The 15,152-nt window shown below is 72.0% G+C and carries 8 protein-coding genes; 2 read left to right on the top strand and 6 right to left on the bottom strand.

Annotated features, from left to right (window positions below; genetic code table 11):
• Positions 1-42: 42 nt before the first annotated feature.
• From ElP_RS19880 to ElP_RS19895, 4 genes are all read right to left on the bottom strand, one after another.
• Positions 43-2,664, bottom strand: coding sequence for a DUF1592 domain-containing protein (locus ElP_RS19880; protein ID WP_197446191.1), 2,622 nt, complete (start codon positions 2,662-2,664; stop codon positions 43-45).
• 273 nt (positions 2,665-2,937) lie between these two features.
• On the bottom strand, positions 2,938-3,246 hold the full coding sequence (locus ElP_RS19885; RefSeq protein WP_145272247.1) for a hypothetical protein: 309 nt from the start codon (positions 3,244-3,246) through the stop codon (positions 2,938-2,940).
• 276 nt (positions 3,247-3,522) lie between these two features.
• Complete coding sequence (locus tag ElP_RS19890; protein ID WP_145272249.1) at positions 3,523-4,779, bottom strand: serine/threonine-protein kinase; 1,257 nt, start codon at positions 4,777-4,779, stop codon at positions 3,523-3,525.
• Positions 4,780-4,935: 156 nt separating this feature from the next.
• Entirely contained in the window at positions 4,936-6,591 is a 1,656-nt protein-coding gene (locus tag ElP_RS19895) for an ABC1 kinase family protein (RefSeq protein ID WP_145272251.1), read from the bottom strand.
• Between the two features lie 232 nt (positions 6,592-6,823).
• On the opposite strand from ElP_RS19895, the gene ElP_RS19900 reads away from it, so the two are divergent.
• A complete protein-coding gene (locus ElP_RS19900; RefSeq protein ID WP_145272253.1) occupies positions 6,824-7,153 on the top strand; it encodes a hypothetical protein in 330 nt (109 codons plus the stop codon).
• Between the two features lie 121 nt (positions 7,154-7,274).
• Here ElP_RS19900 and ElP_RS19905 read toward each other — a convergent pair whose 3' ends face one another.
• Positions 7,275-11,837, bottom strand: coding sequence for an Ig-like domain-containing protein (locus tag ElP_RS19905; protein WP_145272255.1), 4,563 nt, complete (start codon positions 11,835-11,837; stop codon positions 7,275-7,277).
• Positions 11,838-12,446: 609 nt separating this feature from the next.
• Here ElP_RS19905 and proC point away from each other — a divergent pair.
• Entirely contained in the window at positions 12,447-13,295 is an 849-nt protein-coding gene (gene proC / locus ElP_RS19910) for a pyrroline-5-carboxylate reductase (protein WP_145272257.1), read from the top strand.
• A 44-nt stretch (positions 13,296-13,339) separates the two neighbouring features.
• On the opposite strand, the gene ElP_RS19915 is transcribed toward proC, so the two are convergent.
• On the bottom strand, positions 13,340-14,764 hold the full coding sequence (locus ElP_RS19915) for a LamG domain-containing protein (protein ID WP_145272259.1): 1,425 nt from the start codon (positions 14,762-14,764) through the stop codon (positions 13,340-13,342).
• Positions 14,765-15,152 lie beyond the last annotated feature (388 nt).

Consider the following 15,152-nt stretch of genomic DNA (forward strand, 5'->3'; position numbering starts at 1 on the left):
GTCGGCCGAAGGCCGGGGCGGCGGCGGAATCCCGGCCGGCGGTCACTCCTCCCCGACCCGGTCATCCGGGTCGGCAGGGACCCCGGCGGCGTCGCGATTGGCATGCCCGGGATCGCGTCGTCGCTGGAAGGGCGCCGAGTCGATGATCGCGGCGATCAGCTCGGTGGCCCGCCCGCCCCGCGCCTCCAGGCGGTCGACGATGGCATCCACCGTCCCCTCGTCGGGGTATTCCAGGCCCCGCCCGAGGGCATAGGTGAGCATCTTCTCGGTCAGGCAGCGGTAGAAGTCGAGCCGGCGGTCCTCGGCGAGGATGCGCTTCAGCTCCTTGACGCCGTCGAACGGCTCGCCGGTGATCAGCACCCCGGAGGCGTCGATCGGGCCGCTGCGCTCCTGCTCCCGGTACATGCCCAGCGCGTTGAAGTGCTCCAGGGCCAGGCCGAGCGGGTCCATCCGGTTGTGGCAGGAGTTGCAGAGCGGGTCGCTGCGGTGCAGCTCCATCGCTTCCCGGAGGGTTGGCGTGCGCCCTTCGATCTCCTTGCCCGCCTCCTCCAGCGAGGGGATGTTCGGCGGCGGGGGTGCCGGCGGGGTGCCGAGGATGTTCTCCAGGATGAACAACCCTCGCTTCACGGGGGAGGTCCGGTCGGGGTTCGAGGTGACGGTGAGCACCGTGCCCTGCGTCAGCACGCCCCCCCGGGGGCTGTCGGGCGGGAGGTCCACCTTCCGCATCTCATCCCCTTCGACCCCCTCGATCCCGTACAGGGTGGCCAGCCGATCGTTGAGGAAGGTATAGCCGCTGTCGAGCAGTTCGATCAGGGGGCGATCCTCCCGGACGATGTGCTCGAACAGCAGCTCCGTCTCGGCCCGCATCGCCCGGCGGAGGGAGCCGTCCAGTTCGTACCGCTCGAACCGCTCCCGGGAGCGGAAGAACGCCTCGCGGATCACCTCCAGCTCGGCCTCTTCCTCGTCGGTCAGGTTCTCCGGGTCCTTGCGGCGCAACTCCCGGAATCGATCCCGGTTGCGTTCGGCATCAGGGTCGGGGGGGGTGTCCCGGGAGAGGACGGCGTAGGTGTTCACCTGGACCGAGTCGACATCCCGGGCCTGGAGCCACTGACCGACGAAGTTGCGGATGAACTGCTCGGAGCGGTCGTCGGCCAGCATCCGGGAGAGCTGGGCGTCCAGGTTCTCCCGCAGTTGGCTCCGCTCGGCCAGGCGGAACAACTCGTCGTCGGGCATGGTCGACCAGAGGAAGTACGACAGTCGGGAGGCCAGCGCGTACTCGTCGATCCTCGGGTACGGCCCCAAGGAGCCGGGCTCGACCCCCTCCTCCCGGAACAGGAACCGGGGAGAGGCGAGCACCGCCACCATCGCCTGGGCCATCCCGGACTCGAAGGTCCGGTTCTCCTGCCCCGCGACGAACATGGCGATGTCCGCGAGCCGATCCGCCGTCTCGGCCCCGGCCGGGCGGCGGAAGGCCCGGGTGGCGAATCGATCGAGCAGGTCGCGTGCGTAGCGGCGGCGACCGGATTCATCCTCGGGCACTTCGCCGGGGAAAAACCGCTCATACCCCTCGGGCCGGACCAGATGCTCCTCGCCCATCGGCCCCCGGACGGTGAGGGCGTCGACCCGCATGGTGAGCGACCGGACCTGCTCCTCGTCCGGCGTCAGGGGCTCCAGCCTGACGGCAAGGTCGTGGTCGCCGGCCTGCCAGTCGAGGTCGAACTCGAAGCGGAAGGATTCGCCGCTCTCCTGGCTGAATTCCCTGCTCAGCAACTTCTCCCCGTCGACCTCGAAGGTGATGAGGCAGAGGTTCGAGTCGAACTTCCCCTCGACATACTGCTCGTGGGCCGAAAGGCTGAGGATCAGCTGATAGTCCCCCTCGTATTCCGCCTCGGCGATGGTCGAAACCCGGGCCGGCTCGTAGTAGGACAGGGTGCGAGAACGGTCGCGCCGCCTCCTCGTCTCTTCGTCCTCTTCGTCGCCCTCGTCGCGGAATCGGGAGCCGGGGATCGTCCGCTCGGGGACGACGCCGGAGGTGGTCGGCACCACCCGGGAGACGATTTCCTGGGCCGCGGCGATGTACTTCTCCATCAGCAGCGGGGAGATCGTCAGCACGTCGCCGATGGTGTCGAAGCCGTGGCCGGTGTCGTCGGGGGGGAATTCGGCAGTAGTGTCGAAGTCGACGCCCATCAGATCCCGGATCGTGTTGCGGTACTCGACCCGGTTCAGGCGGCGGACGGTCACCCGGCCCGGGTCGGGCCGGTCGGGGTCGAGCCCGAGGGCGCCGGCCTTGATCCAGTCCTGGAGCTGCTCCCGCTCCTCGGGGGTCGGCGCCGGCTCGTCGGCCGGGGGCATGATGCCGGCCCGGACGTTCTTGAGCACGGCGAGCCAGGCCTCCCGGTCCTGGTCGGCATCGGCGCCGTCTGAAAAGGCGAGCGCCTCTAGGTCGACGCCCCCCTTCGTGATCCCCAACCCGTGGCAGGTGAAGCAGTTGTCTTCGAGGATCGGCAGGATCCGTTCCTCGAACAGGGCTCGGTCGTCCTCCGCGAGCGTGACGCGGCCGGGGGTCGACGACGCCAGCAGGAGCAGGAGGCCCCAGGCGAGGGGCGATCGGGCCCGAGACGGGCCGACGACCCGCCGCGTGGAGAGGGCGTGAATCGCTCGCATCGGATCTCGTGGTGGGCTCTGTGGCATGGGATCGCAGCGTCGAATCGGGTCGCCATCGGCACCCGGCCAGGGTACCTGATTGAGCGACGTTAAACATCCCCCGGCCGAAAAAAGATCGAACCAGCCGGGGGGGGTCGGCACGAGGCGGGGTTATGGGGGAGAATCGGCTCCTCCCCACAGTGTTGAGCGGCAGGCGGGCGTTGCCTGCGCCCACTTTCCCCGGGGACATGTTCGAGTTCGCGGTCGATCGCGGGGGGACTTCGAGGGCGGTGCCTACCCCGAAACGCGGAGATGCTGGATTTGATGGCGACGGAGCCATTCGAGCAGGGCTTCCTGCTCCTCGCTCAGTTCGACCTCGGTGAAGTTCTCGGAGTCGAGCGGGGAGACGAGCAGGATGACGCCCTCCTCCAGGGCGCGATCGACCTCCTCCCGGGCGATCCAGAATTCATCGGGCCCAAGGGGGGGGACGCCGGGGGCGTCGGAGGCGCTCCGGAAATAGACGAGCTGCGAGCGGAGCCGTTCGGTGATCGGCCTCGGGGGGACCTCGGGGCGGTCGACCGGATGGAGGCGGGGCTGGGCCATCGCTGGGGGGGACCTCGAAGGTGTTCGAGCCGCCGGGGGGGGGGCGAGGCATCGGACCGACGTCCTCCCGGGAGATCCCCATCCTATCGGCCCGCCCCCTACCCTGCCATCTCCCCGAAACGACGGGGACGCCCGGGTTCCGTCAGGGATCAGGCCCCGAAACCGACGGAGGAGCGTGATGGAGGGGGGAAGTGAAACGCCCGAGGCGTCCGCGTCCGTCCGACCGATCCGCCATGACCTCGGATTCCCGGAAGCCCTCGAAGGCCGGACCTCGGCTCAACCCTCCGGGACCATCAGGCGGATCAGCAGGATGACGCCGAGGATGAGGATCGCCCAGACACTCATGGTCACCAGGGCGATCCGGACCGGGGTCGAGATCCGGGGCGATCGGCGCCGGGACGGCGGAGGAGCGGGTCGCGGAGGGGGATCGGCCTCGGTGGCGGGGAGGTCGCCCGCGGCGGCGTCGGGGGGGCTCGCGTCGGCGTCGCCGGAGGCGAGCCAGCGGCGGAGGGACGAGGCGAGGTCGCCGATGGTGGGGAAGCGGTCCTCGGGACGTCGACCGAGGGCCCGGAGGCAGATCGATTCGAGGGCGGGAGGGAGGTCGGGGCGGAACTGCCGGGGTGAGGGAGGGGCCTCCTCCAGCTTCCGGTAGATGACCACGTGGGAGGGGCCCTGGAACGGCCTGCGGCCGCAGAGCAGCTCGAACAGGACGACCCCGAGGCTGTACTGGTCGCTCGCCGGGGGGACGTCCCCGGAGATCCCGGCCGCGACCTCCGGGGCCATGTAACCGGGGGTGCCCATGATGGTGCCGACCTCGGTGATCGTCGCGTTGCTGGACCCCCGGTGCTGGGCCAGGCCGAAGTCGGCGAGCAGGGCCTCCCCCGAGGCGTCGATCAGCACGTTCGTGGGCTTCACGTCGCGGTGAATGATCCCGAGCTCGTGGGCGTGGTCCAGCGCCTCGGCCAAGTCCGAGACGATCTCGGCGGCCCTGCTCGCCGGCAACGGCCCGCCGGGGAGCAGGTCGGCCAGCGTGGAGCCGGGGACGTACGCCGACGCGATGTAGTGCCGCCCCTCGTCGTCCACCCCGGCGTCGAAGACCGGGACGATGTGGCCGTGCCTGAGCCGTCCCGCCGCCCTCGCCTCGCGGAGGAACCGCTCGACGGCCGAGGGAGACTCCAGCACGCCCGGGTGCGGCACCTTCAGGGCGACGTCCCGATCGAGCTGGGGATCGTACGCGCAGTAGACCGCGCCGAACGCCCCGGAGCCGATCTCACGCTTGACCCGGTATCGGCCGACGTGCAATGGCGCCGCCGACCCGGCTCGGACGCGATGCCCTTCCCCCTCGACGAAGGTGGTCAGCTCCAGGGTCCCGGCGGAGCCGACCCGCCCGGCCTCGGGGATCTCCACCGTCGCGCCGGAGAACGTCGTCCGCTCGCCGCAGATCGGGCAGCGCACGGGCTGCCCTGTGAGGGATTCGTCGAAGCGGTTCGACCGCCCGCACGACGGGTTCGGGCATCGGACGGTCACGGGCATGGGCGGGCCTTGGGGCGGATCGGATCGGGACGTTCGGCGAGCGGGGCGGGTCGAGCGGCCTCCCCGCTCGCGAGGGCCGGCGACCGGCCCTGAGCCACCTATCGTATGCCGGGGACCGACCCCGTGGCCACCGGCCGTCGGGGAGACTCGAACCCCCTATGACCTGGGGTGGAACATGTTCCAGAGCAGCCAGGCCCCCATCACGACGGCGATCGAGTATCCGGCGATCCCCAGCCCCGTCCAGCCGACCCCGGCGGCGATGATCAGCGAGGAGCCGACGATCAGACCGGCGATGACGATGCCGGCGGCCAGCGAGTTCCCCGTCCGGGTCAGCTCGCCGACGAGCTGCTCGAACCGGTTCAGGTCGAACGTCACGCGCAGTTCGCCCCTGCGGATCGATTCGAGCGACTGGCCGAGGACCTCGGGCAGCAGCGTCGCCACCCGCTGCACGTCCTCGGCGGTCCGGCCGGCGGCGGCGAGCAGCCTCCAGGGGCTGTATCGCCTCCGGGTCAGCTCGGCGACATAGGGCCGGGCGTGCGAGGCGATGTCGAAATGCGGGTCGAGGTACCGACCGACGCTCTCGATCGTCACCAGCGCCCGGATCAGGAGCATCAAGTCCGGGGGGAGCCTGAGGCTGTGCGAGCGGATCAGGGCCACCAGCTCGCCGAGGAGCTTTGAGAGGTCGATCGAGTCGAGCGTCAGCTCGGAATAGGTCAGGACCATCTCGCCGATGTCGCGCCGGAGGCCGCGATAGTCGACCCCCTCCCCGCTGATCTCCAACTCGTCGAGCGCCCGCATGACGCGGTCGGTGTCCTGGGCCATCAGGCCGAGCAGCAGGTCGGCGATCCGCTCCCGGCTGGGCAGGTCGAGCTGGCCGAAGAGGCCGTAATCAAGCTGGGCGACCACGCCGTCGGCCATCACCCGGATGTTCCCCGCGTGCGGGTCGGCGTGGAAGAGTCCATAGGTGAAGATCTGCTTGGCCAGCAGGGTGCCCCCCCGGGAGGCGACCTCCCTCGGGTCCAGCCCCAGGGCGCGGATGCCGTCGAGGTCGTCGACGCCGACGCCGTCGATCCGCTCCATCGTCAGCACGCGGCCGGTCGACAGCGAGTCGATCGCCTCGGGGACGCGGACGAACGGCATGCCCGCCTGCTGGAGCCGACACCGCTGCATGGTCCGGCGCTCGGCGTTGAGGTCCAGCTCCCGCTTGAGGTTCCGCTCGAACTCCTTCGCCAGCGCCACGGGCCGGGCTGCGGCCAGCCAGGGGATCCGCCGCTCGGCCAGGTGGGCGAGGTTCTTCAAGATATCCAGGTCCGCCTGCACGACCTTCTCGATCCCCGGCCGACGGACCTTCAGGACGACCTGGCGGCCGTCGGGCAGGGTGGCGGCGTGGACCTGGGAGATGGAGGCCGAGGCCAGCGGCGTCGGGTCGATCACCCCGAACAGCTCGCCGGGGTGGGCGAAGTCGGCCCGGAGGATCGCCTCGGCCTCCTCGAACGGGAAGGGGCGGACCTCGTCCCGCAGCAGGCTCAGCTCCTGGATGTAAGGGTCCGGCAGCAGGTCGGGGCGGCCGCTGAGCAGCTGGCCGAGCTTGACGAAGGTCGGCCCGAGGTCCTCCAGGACCATGCGGAGCCGCTGGGCTCGGTCGCTGGGCGGGACGTTCTCCTCCCCCAGCGCCAGGTTCTCCAGCGGCCGGACGATGCCCTCCAGGTGCATCGCCGAGACGATGTCCTGGTAGCCGTACTTCATCAGCGTGGCGAGGATCTGCCGGTATCGCGGCAGGTCCCTCAAGTGGACGACGGTTTCTCGGAGCACCGGGCGTCGGGCCTTTCGATCGGGCTCGGGTCGGCCGACGGGCCCCGGCCCGTCCGTCCCCCGCCAGCCTACTCGAAGCCCGCCCGGCGCCTCAAGCGACGACGGGCCACGCCCCCCGGGCCGAGGGCGGGGTTGTGGGGTACCCGAGATCCGGGGTAAACTGGTTGTTGCATGAGGTTCCGCAGCAAACTGCCGTCGGAACGACCCCGGCCCGAAACCCTGGGATGACCTAATGCCCGTCGATCAATCCGTCGAATCGCCCGTCCGGGTCATCAGCGACGCCGATGACCTGGCCGAGGCTCGGCTGGAAGCCGCCGGCTTCATCTTCCACGGTACGGTCCCCGAGCCCGAGGCCCCCCGAAAGGCCGTCCGAGCGACCACCAACATCCTCCACTTCGCCCGCTGCCCCAAGATCGACCGGGGCCAGAACGATCCCGATTTGCTCTGGTTCCGCACCATCCGCGTCGCCAAGCGACACCTCGACGAAGTCGTCGGGGGCGGGCGATGGAAGTGGTGCAAGCACTGCCAGCAGGAAGTCACCCAGCGCCTGCTCAACGAGTGACGCTGCCCCCGGCCTGCTCCCGCGAGGTGGGTCCGCGAGTCGAGACCCACCTTCGGGACACGGGAGGCCGGGCACGATGCGGGTGGGCCGCCCTCCCCGGGCCCACCCGACGGGGCGTCGATCAACTCCGGCCGGCCCACCGGCGCGTCGGCCTCGGGAGCCCGTCGATCAGCCCCAGGGAGGCCAATCGGCCACGATAGGCCTCGCGGATCTCCTCCATCGCTCGCCTCCGGGCAAGGTGCCGCTCCCGGTTGATCGCCCGGACCATCGCCAGGCGTTCCTGCCAGGTCGTCGGCCGGGGCCGAAGCGCGGCGCGGTGAGACGGATCGATCCGGGCCTGCGGCGTCTCGGGCGCCGGGACTGGTCCCGAGTGCGACGCCGGCGGATCGACGACAGTCGGGGTCGGCGTCCCGCCACCCGACTCGATCGCGCCGGGAGTAAGTGCCTCCGGGGCAAGTCCGTCGTCGGACGTCGCCCCGATGCCGGCCGACGAGTCGCCGAGAATGGTCGTCGGGGCCGGGCTGGTCGGCAAACTCGGGTCGACCGCCCCGCCCTGGAGCGTGATGCCGACGGTCGTGCCATCGCTGAAGCGGAGGCGCACGAAGTACGACCTGCCGGGATCGAGTTGGTGGGGCTGGAAGTACACCTCGGCCCGGTCGGATCGCGGGGCCTGCACGAGCGAGGCCCGCCAGTAGGGTCCAGCGATGTTGTGCTGCCAGATGCCGCCTCCCCAGCCCCGGACCTCGGCCGAGGTGATCGAGCGGTCGGTCGGCAAGCCCGTCAGCGCGATGCCGATGTCCTGAAAGCCGTCGGCCTGGGCGACGTCGGAGCGTCGGCCGACGAGGTCGACGCCGGGGCGCTGGCCGATCCAGGTGCCAACCGGCGTGGGCATCGCCGCCCGGATGATCGCCTCGGCCCCGAGGTTCCCCGCCGCGTCGATCGCGCGGACGGCGACCGACGTCGACTCGAACGGCAGGCCGCGGGGCCGGAAGGTCGTCGCCCCGGCCAGGGGGATCGAGGGGCCGCCGTCGACCTGATAGACGTAGTCGGCCGCCCCCGCCATCGGCGAGAACGAGAGCCGACCGGCTCCCAGATGGGACAGGCCCGAGACCGGGCCGGGGGCCGTGGCGTCGATCGTCACCGGTCGGCCCGGGCCGTCGGTCGCATTGCCGGCGGCGTCGATCCGGCGGACGGAGAATCGGTACGTGCCGTCGGCCAGGGGGCCGCCGGCCCGGAGCGAGCCGGTGCCGGACCTCCGGTCGACCTCGACCCCGTCCCGGAGCAGGGCGAGCACGTCTCCGCTGTCGATCACCGCCCGGAACAGCGGGTCGACCAGGCGGGTCAGGTTGTCGGTCGGGGAGATTCCCGTATCCTGGCCCGGTGCGAGCGAGACGGAGGCGGCGGGGGGCGGGGTCGCGTCGATGGTGAAGGCGGTCGGCGCGTCGGGCGTCGCGTTCCCGGCCGCGTCGATCCGTCGGATGGAGAATCGATGCGCCCCGTCGGCCAGGGGTCCTCCGACCCGGAGCGTCCCCGGGCCGACCCTGCGGTCCTGCTCCCGGCCGTCGAGCAGGAGGATCAGGGTGTCGGTCGCGTCGCCGTCGGCGACGAACGTCGGCGAGGTGATCCGGGTCAGTCGGTCGGAATCCGAGATCCCGGTGTCCTGGCCCGGCCCGAGCCTCGGCGTCACCGCCGGCGGTGCCGTCGTGTCGAGCCGGAAGGTGATGCTGCCCTCGGGACCGGGGCGGCCGAAGTCGTCGATCCCCCGGACCAGCACGGTCACGACGCCGTCGGAGACCCCCTGGGGCATGAACACGTCTTCGCTCGAGACCGGCCGATGGGACGGTTGTCCGACGAGGCGGTATTCCAGCGAGGAGGCCCAGGAGGGGCTGGCGAAGGTTAGGCGGGGGTCCCGGGTGAGGCCATCGCCCTGGCTGGACCCGGTGTCGGCCACCAGCCGGAGCCCTTCGATGGGTGGCAGCGGCTGGGCGGGGAGCGGGACGCCCTGGGAGGCGATCGAGACGCCGTTGAGGATCGCGTTCGTCGCGTCGATCCCCCCCCCCAGCCCGATCCCCGGCGGCACCTTGATCGCGTTGCCGGAAGTGACGACGCGGGACTCGAGCGGGTCGATCGACAGCGCGTCGCCGACCCGCATCGCCGCGGGGGCGGCCGTCTTTCCGGTCCGCTTGAAGAAGTCCGGCGACCAGGAGAATAGGTTGTCGGCGATCTCGGCGTCGAAGTAGGTGCGTCCCCGGCTGCTCTTGGCCCAGGGATATCGGGCGAGCCCGGCGTCGAGCCCGGTCAGGCTGTCCTCGATCGTGTTCGAGGCGAAGCGGACGCCGAACATCGGCGTGTGGGTCCAACCCCAGTGCACGGTCCGCTCGGAGGCCGAAGAGGCCAGGCGGACGTCGGCCCCGCCGAGGAGGCGATTGCCCGAGACCTCGGCGTCGAAGTGCGCCCCGGCCAGCACGAGGGGGGAGGCCACGGAGCTTCCCCGGACGTCGACCGAGTTGTCCCGGATGTCGAGGCCGACGAACGCGCCGGAGACGGAAACGACGCCGATCGGCCGGTCGGTCGGCAGGGGAGTGTCCAGCACCAGGGTCCGCTGGTCGATCACCTGCGCCACCCGCCGCCACTGCCCGGCCATCGGACCGGAGAGGACGGCGACCACGTCCCCGGATCGGATCACCTCGCCCTGGGGGGGCGGGATCTGGAGGATCGAGCCGTCGGCGGAGAGCCCGCTGGGCATCCCCTCGAAGTTGACCCGGTAGGCCTCGGTGAGGATGACCTCCGGGGCGTTCGGGTGCGGCTGGGCGTCGTCGTCCCGGGGGCCGATGCCCTCGACCCGATTGCGTTCGACCCGAATCTCGGAGCCGTTCTGGGTCATGACCAGGAACCGGTAGGTCTTGCCCGATCCCGGCAATGGCGAGGCCACGTTGTCGAGGACGTCGACGTCATGGGCGTTGGTCATGGCGAAGACGTCGTACGCCCAGGTCCCGGGCATGGCCCCCCTGTAGGTGTTGCCCGAGATTTCCCAGGGGCCCCCGATGACCCGGACCGTCCCGCCCCGGAGCGCGTTGCCGAGGATCCGCCCGTCCTCGGCCGAGGCGAGGTTGACCAGCGCCGCCGACCGCTCCCAGGGGCCGGAGGTCGATGAGGCGGGCGGGCCTTCCAGGTCGAGGTTCGAGAGGACGATCCCGACCTTCACCGAGCCGAGGGTCGGCGTCCTCGTGTCGGTGCTGGCGATGACGGCCGGGTCGTAGGGGACCGTCCAGTCCCACCGCACCGGGCCGTCGAAGCGGACGGCGAACCCGTCGAGCGTTGTGTTCCCGCGGTGGACGAGGATTGCCGAGCCCCAGGGCGTGGCGGAATCCGGCTGCGAGAATCGGAGCGTCGCCCCCGGATCCGCGGTGATCGTGATCGGCCGGTTCAGGGCCAGCGGGCGGTCGAGCCGGTACTCGCCGGCGGCCAGCCGGATCGACCCGTACGAATCGGCCAACGCCTGGAGGTCGTCCCCCGGCCGGGCGACGACGGAGGAGGGCGACGGCCGGGCCGCCCTCCTCGACGGATCCGCGGCGCCGCCGTCGAGGCGGACGATCGAGATCGACCCGTCGTCATAGGACAGCCGGAGGGTCATCGTCGTGCCGGTCTCGTCCTTCTCGGGAGGGAAGGCGATCGAGGCCCGGGTCGGGTCGCCGGGATCGCGGCGGAAGGCGAGGGCCCGGGCGTTGGGCTCGACCCCGATCGAGGAGCCGGCGGGGGTCGAGAACGCCCAGGTCACGCCACGGTCGGAGCCGGAGAGCGAGGCGGCGACCACCGCCCTCCCGGCGGGCAGCCCGGCCAGCTCGACCGAGGCGGCGCCGAGTCCGGCGACCGGGTCGTCGGACTGGCCGGCCCAACGGCCGGTGACCGCCTCGGGACGGGTCGGCACCGAGGCGGGGGGGGGGACGGCGAGGCCCGGCTCGGTCGGCCCGCCGAGCAGCTCGACGAGGTCGAGGGTGCCGTCGGCGTAGGAGATCGTCAGGGACAGCGGGAGTCCGTCCAGGTCGACGCCGGGCTGGACGTAGAGCCGGCCGAGGCTCGGGTCGGTGGCGTCCCGGATCAATTCGGCGTTGGGGAGGCCGTCGGCGTTGGTCCCCGATTGCCAGGCCAGTGGGCCGGGCCCCCTGACGTCGATCCCGTCGATCTCGACGCCGGCCGTCAGGTTGGCCAGCGCGATGACCGCGTCCTGAACCCCGTCCGGCCCGACCGAGGTGCCGGGGCCGACCCGGTCGGAGCCGTCCTGGCCGACCCAGGAGGGTTGGGCGACCGCCTCGGGCATCCGGAAGGTCGGGTCGGCCACCCCACCGGCCAGGGAGACCAGCGAGGTCGAGCCGTCCTCGAACCAGAGCCGCACCGAGAACGGCCGCCCCACCTCGACCTTGTACGGATCGAAGAAGACATCGGCGTTCGTCGATCCCGGGACCTGGGCGAACGCCGCGGTCCAGTGGGTGCCGTCCCCGTTGTACGACCAGATCCCGCCGCCATGGCCCCGGACCTCGGCCGCGGTGACGGGGAGGCCGGGCGGGAGGTCCGAGAGCGCGAGCCGGACGTCCTGGATGCCGTTCGGGGCGGGGGTCGAGGACCGGCCGACCAGGTCGTGCCGGTCCTGGCCGACCCAGGTCCCGGTCGGCGGCCCTGAGCTCAAGAGGTTTCGGATCTCCAATGCTTCACACGACGGACGGACGGGTCGCTTCCGGTGCGTGTTCATGACAGCGATCGCCGGCTCTCGATGGTTTCGTCGCGGAAGCTCATCCGTGGGTGCGACGTGGAGACTCCAACTCCCTCCCTGCCCTCGCCAAGACTGTAGATCCCGGGACCGGCCCATCGGATTCGGGCTCGCCTGCCCCGGCGGATTGACCCCGTGCGATCCGACGCACCGGCCAGCCCGGGGCGTCCGGGCCCGGTCGTCGGGACGACGGGCGTGCGGCGAACCGGGCGACGGTGTCGCTCCCTCTCGCCGCCGTCTCGGAGGCCGGATCCGGTCCTCCGGGGCCGTCCCTCGATCGGCCGATCGGGGCGGTTCGGCCGGGTCCGCCCTGCATGGAGATGGGTCTGGCCCGTACTGTGGGGAGCTTACCACGCGACGACGGCCGTGGGCGGGATTTTCCCCCTTGAGCGGCCCGAGGCCCCCGGCAACTCCCCCTCCCGGAGGGCGGCCCGGGATGCTAGAATCCGCCCCGTGCCGAGGCCCCGGGGCCCACCGTCACCGGGACGGGACGGGACGATCACGACCCCCTCGTCGGAGCGAATCGACATGACCGACTCCCTGACCGGACCCGGGACGAGATGGGGGTTCATTGGCGCCGGGAAGATGGCCTCGGCCCTGATCCGGGGGATGGTCCGGGCCGGCACCGCCCCCCCCTCCTCGATCGCCGCCAGCGACCCGTCCCCCGAGGCCCGGGCCGCCCTTGAGGCCGAGGGGGTCATGGCGACCGGGTCGAACGCGGAGGTCGCCGACCGGAGCGACGTCATCGTGCTGGCCGTGAAGCCGCAGGCGATGGACGTCGCCCTCGGGGAGTTGGGGGGCCGGGCGTCGGGGAAGCTCGTGGTGTCGGTGGCCGCCGGGGTCATGGTCGACCGGCTGGCCTCGGGGCTGGGACCGGGGGTGAGGGTCGTGCGGGTCATGCCGAACACGCCGGCCCTGGTCGGCGAGGGGGCGGCGGCCTACTGCCTCGGGCCGGGGGTGACGGGGGAGGACGAGGGACTGGTGCTCCGGATGCTCCAATCCGTCGGCATCGCCCGACGGGTCCCGGAGTCGCTGATGGACGCGGCGACGGGACTCTGCGGCAGCGGCCCGGCATTCGTCTACGCGGTCGTCGAGGCGATGTCGGACGGCGGGGTGCTGGCCGGCCTCCCCCGGGACCTCGCCACGGCGATGGCGGCGCAGACCGTCCTCGGGTCGGCCCGGATGGTGCTGGAGACGGGGTTGCATCCGGGGGCCCTGAAGGACCAGGTGACCAGCCCCGGCGGCACGACGATCGCCGGGGTGCACGCCCTGGAGCGGGGAGGGCTTCGCGCCGCCCTGATCGACGCCGTCAAGGCCGCCGCGACGCGGTCGGCCGAGCTGGCCGAGGAGGCCCGGGGCCGCCCGACGGGCCACTGAGCCTCCTCCGGTCATCGATGACGGTCCTTTCCCGGGCCGGCCGGTCAGGCCGGGTTCGAGAGGGCGGCAATCTGGGGGTCCGTCAGCGCCCGGCCGACGGCATAGATCTCGGTGATCCGGCCGTCGAGGTGGCGGAAGCCGGCCGACTCGACCGGCCCGCCGACCCGGCAGCTCGCCCCGGCGAGGTCGGTCCCGTGGTCGATCGTCGCGGCGGGGCCGGAGGGGGCCCCGGCGACGAACACCCGGAGGTCCGAGCCGTTGCGGCGGACCCCGATCACGGCGTCGGCCCCTGCGGCGAGGGTGGCCGCCGAGGTCGCCGAGGCCAGCGTCCCGCCGATGGGCCGGTACGAGGCGACGACCTGGCCGGCGGGCGTGATCGCGAGCCGGTTGACCACGCTCGCCCCGGAGTCGGCCTCGGTGTAGACCACCGCAGGGCTTCCCGAGGGCAGGACGTCGAGCCGAAGCCTCGCCAGCATCGTGAACCCCGGCCGGGCGCCGACCAGTGGGCCGGAGTCCCGGCCGAGTCGGTCGTCGGTTCCGTCGAAGTCCAGGAATCCGGCCGAACGCCATGCGGGCCGGGCGGCGACCGCAGCCTGGGAGAACGCCGGCCCGCCGTGCCGGTCGGCCCAGCGAAGGACCGGGTCGGAGTCGTCGGCCGGGCCCTCGGCGACGCCGTCGGCGGCGGCCGGCGAGCCGATCGGGGTGAGGGTGTGGCCGTTGCCGGTGGAGTCGACCCCGGCGACCGGGTTGCCGTCCAGCTCATGGAACATGACGAGGCCGGCTCGCAACGCCGGGGGCATCCCCGAGTAGGACAGGCCGGACCCGGAATTAAACAGGGCCGTCACGTCGGCCTGGGAGAGGGCCCGATTGCCCCAGACGCCGAACTGGTCGAGCCGGCCGGGCAGCAGGTGCAGCCGAGAGGTCGAGCCGCCGAAGTTGGAGCCCAGGTCGAGGTGGGTCGGGGTGATCGTGCCGAAGGAGGCCGAGGCGACCGTTCCGGCGACGCCGTTGACGTAGATCGACAGGGAGCCGCCGCTGCGGACCCCGACGACGTGGTGCCACTGGCCGGTCGGCAGGGCGGGGCCGATGGCGGTCGCGCCGGTCCCCGAATCCCCGGTGACGATGAATCGTGCCGAGGAGTCGGAGGAGGAGATGCCGAGGTAGAAGCCGATCGGGTTGCTCTGGGCGGTCGAGCGGTGGGCCGCGATCGTCCGTGAGGTGCCCGAGCCGCCCGACAACCACACCCAGGCCTGGACGCTGTAATTGGTGCCCAGCGTGCCCATCAGCGAGCCGGCACGGGAGAGGTACTGGCTCGTGCCGTCGAGCGTCACCGCGCCCCGGGAGGCGACGCCGGAGGCGGCGTCGAGCCAGAGGAGCAGGTCGGGGGCGTCCTCACGCGAGTACACGGGTTCGCCGGGCCGTACCGGCCGATAGATGGCGAGGGAGCGACGCTTTTTCAAGGGAGTCATCCTCGTGGCCTCGTTCGGGCCGGGGTCGGCCGCGGGACGAGGCGGATCGAAGGAGCCGATGGGCGTGGAGAGGCGTCGTGCCCCGGTCCGTCCCGTCGGGCCCCGGCGGCATCGCCGGGTCTCCCCCTGGGGTGCCGGCCGCTCCCGGCCCGGCTCGGACAGTGCAGTCCCGTCAGCTTTAATATCGTGGGAAGCGGCCTCGCCAGTCACAAAAAAATGACGGCGGAGTCGTCACGGGCCCGCTCCGGGGCGCGTTGACATCTCGCGGAGCGATCTGCTACCGTTTCGGTCGACTCCCGGAGGGACGTCCCCTCCTTGCGGGCGATCACCCAGCGAATTGCCCCCGGGGAGCCACGCCTCTCCCCCCCGCCTCGATCCCCCGAGGCCG

Origin of the sequence: Tautonia plasticadhaerens, from assembly GCF_007752535.1 — a bacterium.
Taxonomy (GTDB): Bacteria; Planctomycetota; Planctomycetia; order Isosphaerales; family Isosphaeraceae; genus Tautonia; species Tautonia plasticadhaerens.

What these genes read in the sequence shown, in the direction of transcription:
- ElP_RS19885 (WP_145272247.1), bottom strand. Translation starts at nt 3,246, where the DNA reads ATGGCCCAGCCCCGCCTCCATCCGGTCGACCGCCCCGAGGTCCCCCCG.
- ElP_RS19915 (WP_145272259.1), bottom strand. Translation starts at nt 14,764, where the DNA reads ATGACTCCCTTGAAAAAGCGTCGCTCCCTCGCCATCTATCGGCCGGTA.
- proC (WP_145272257.1), top strand. Translation starts at nt 12,447, where the DNA reads ATGACCGACTCCCTGACCGGACCCGGGACGAGATGGGGGTTCATTGGC.
- ElP_RS19890 (WP_145272249.1), bottom strand. Translation starts at nt 4,779, where the DNA reads ATGCCCGTGACCGTCCGATGCCCGAACCCGTCGTGCGGGCGGTCGAAC.
- ElP_RS19900 (WP_145272253.1), top strand. Translation starts at nt 6,824, where the DNA reads ATGCCCGTCGATCAATCCGTCGAATCGCCCGTCCGGGTCATCAGCGAC.
- ElP_RS19880 (WP_197446191.1), bottom strand. Translation starts at nt 2,664, where the DNA reads ATGCGAGCGATTCACGCCCTCTCCACGCGGCGGGTCGTCGGCCCGTCT.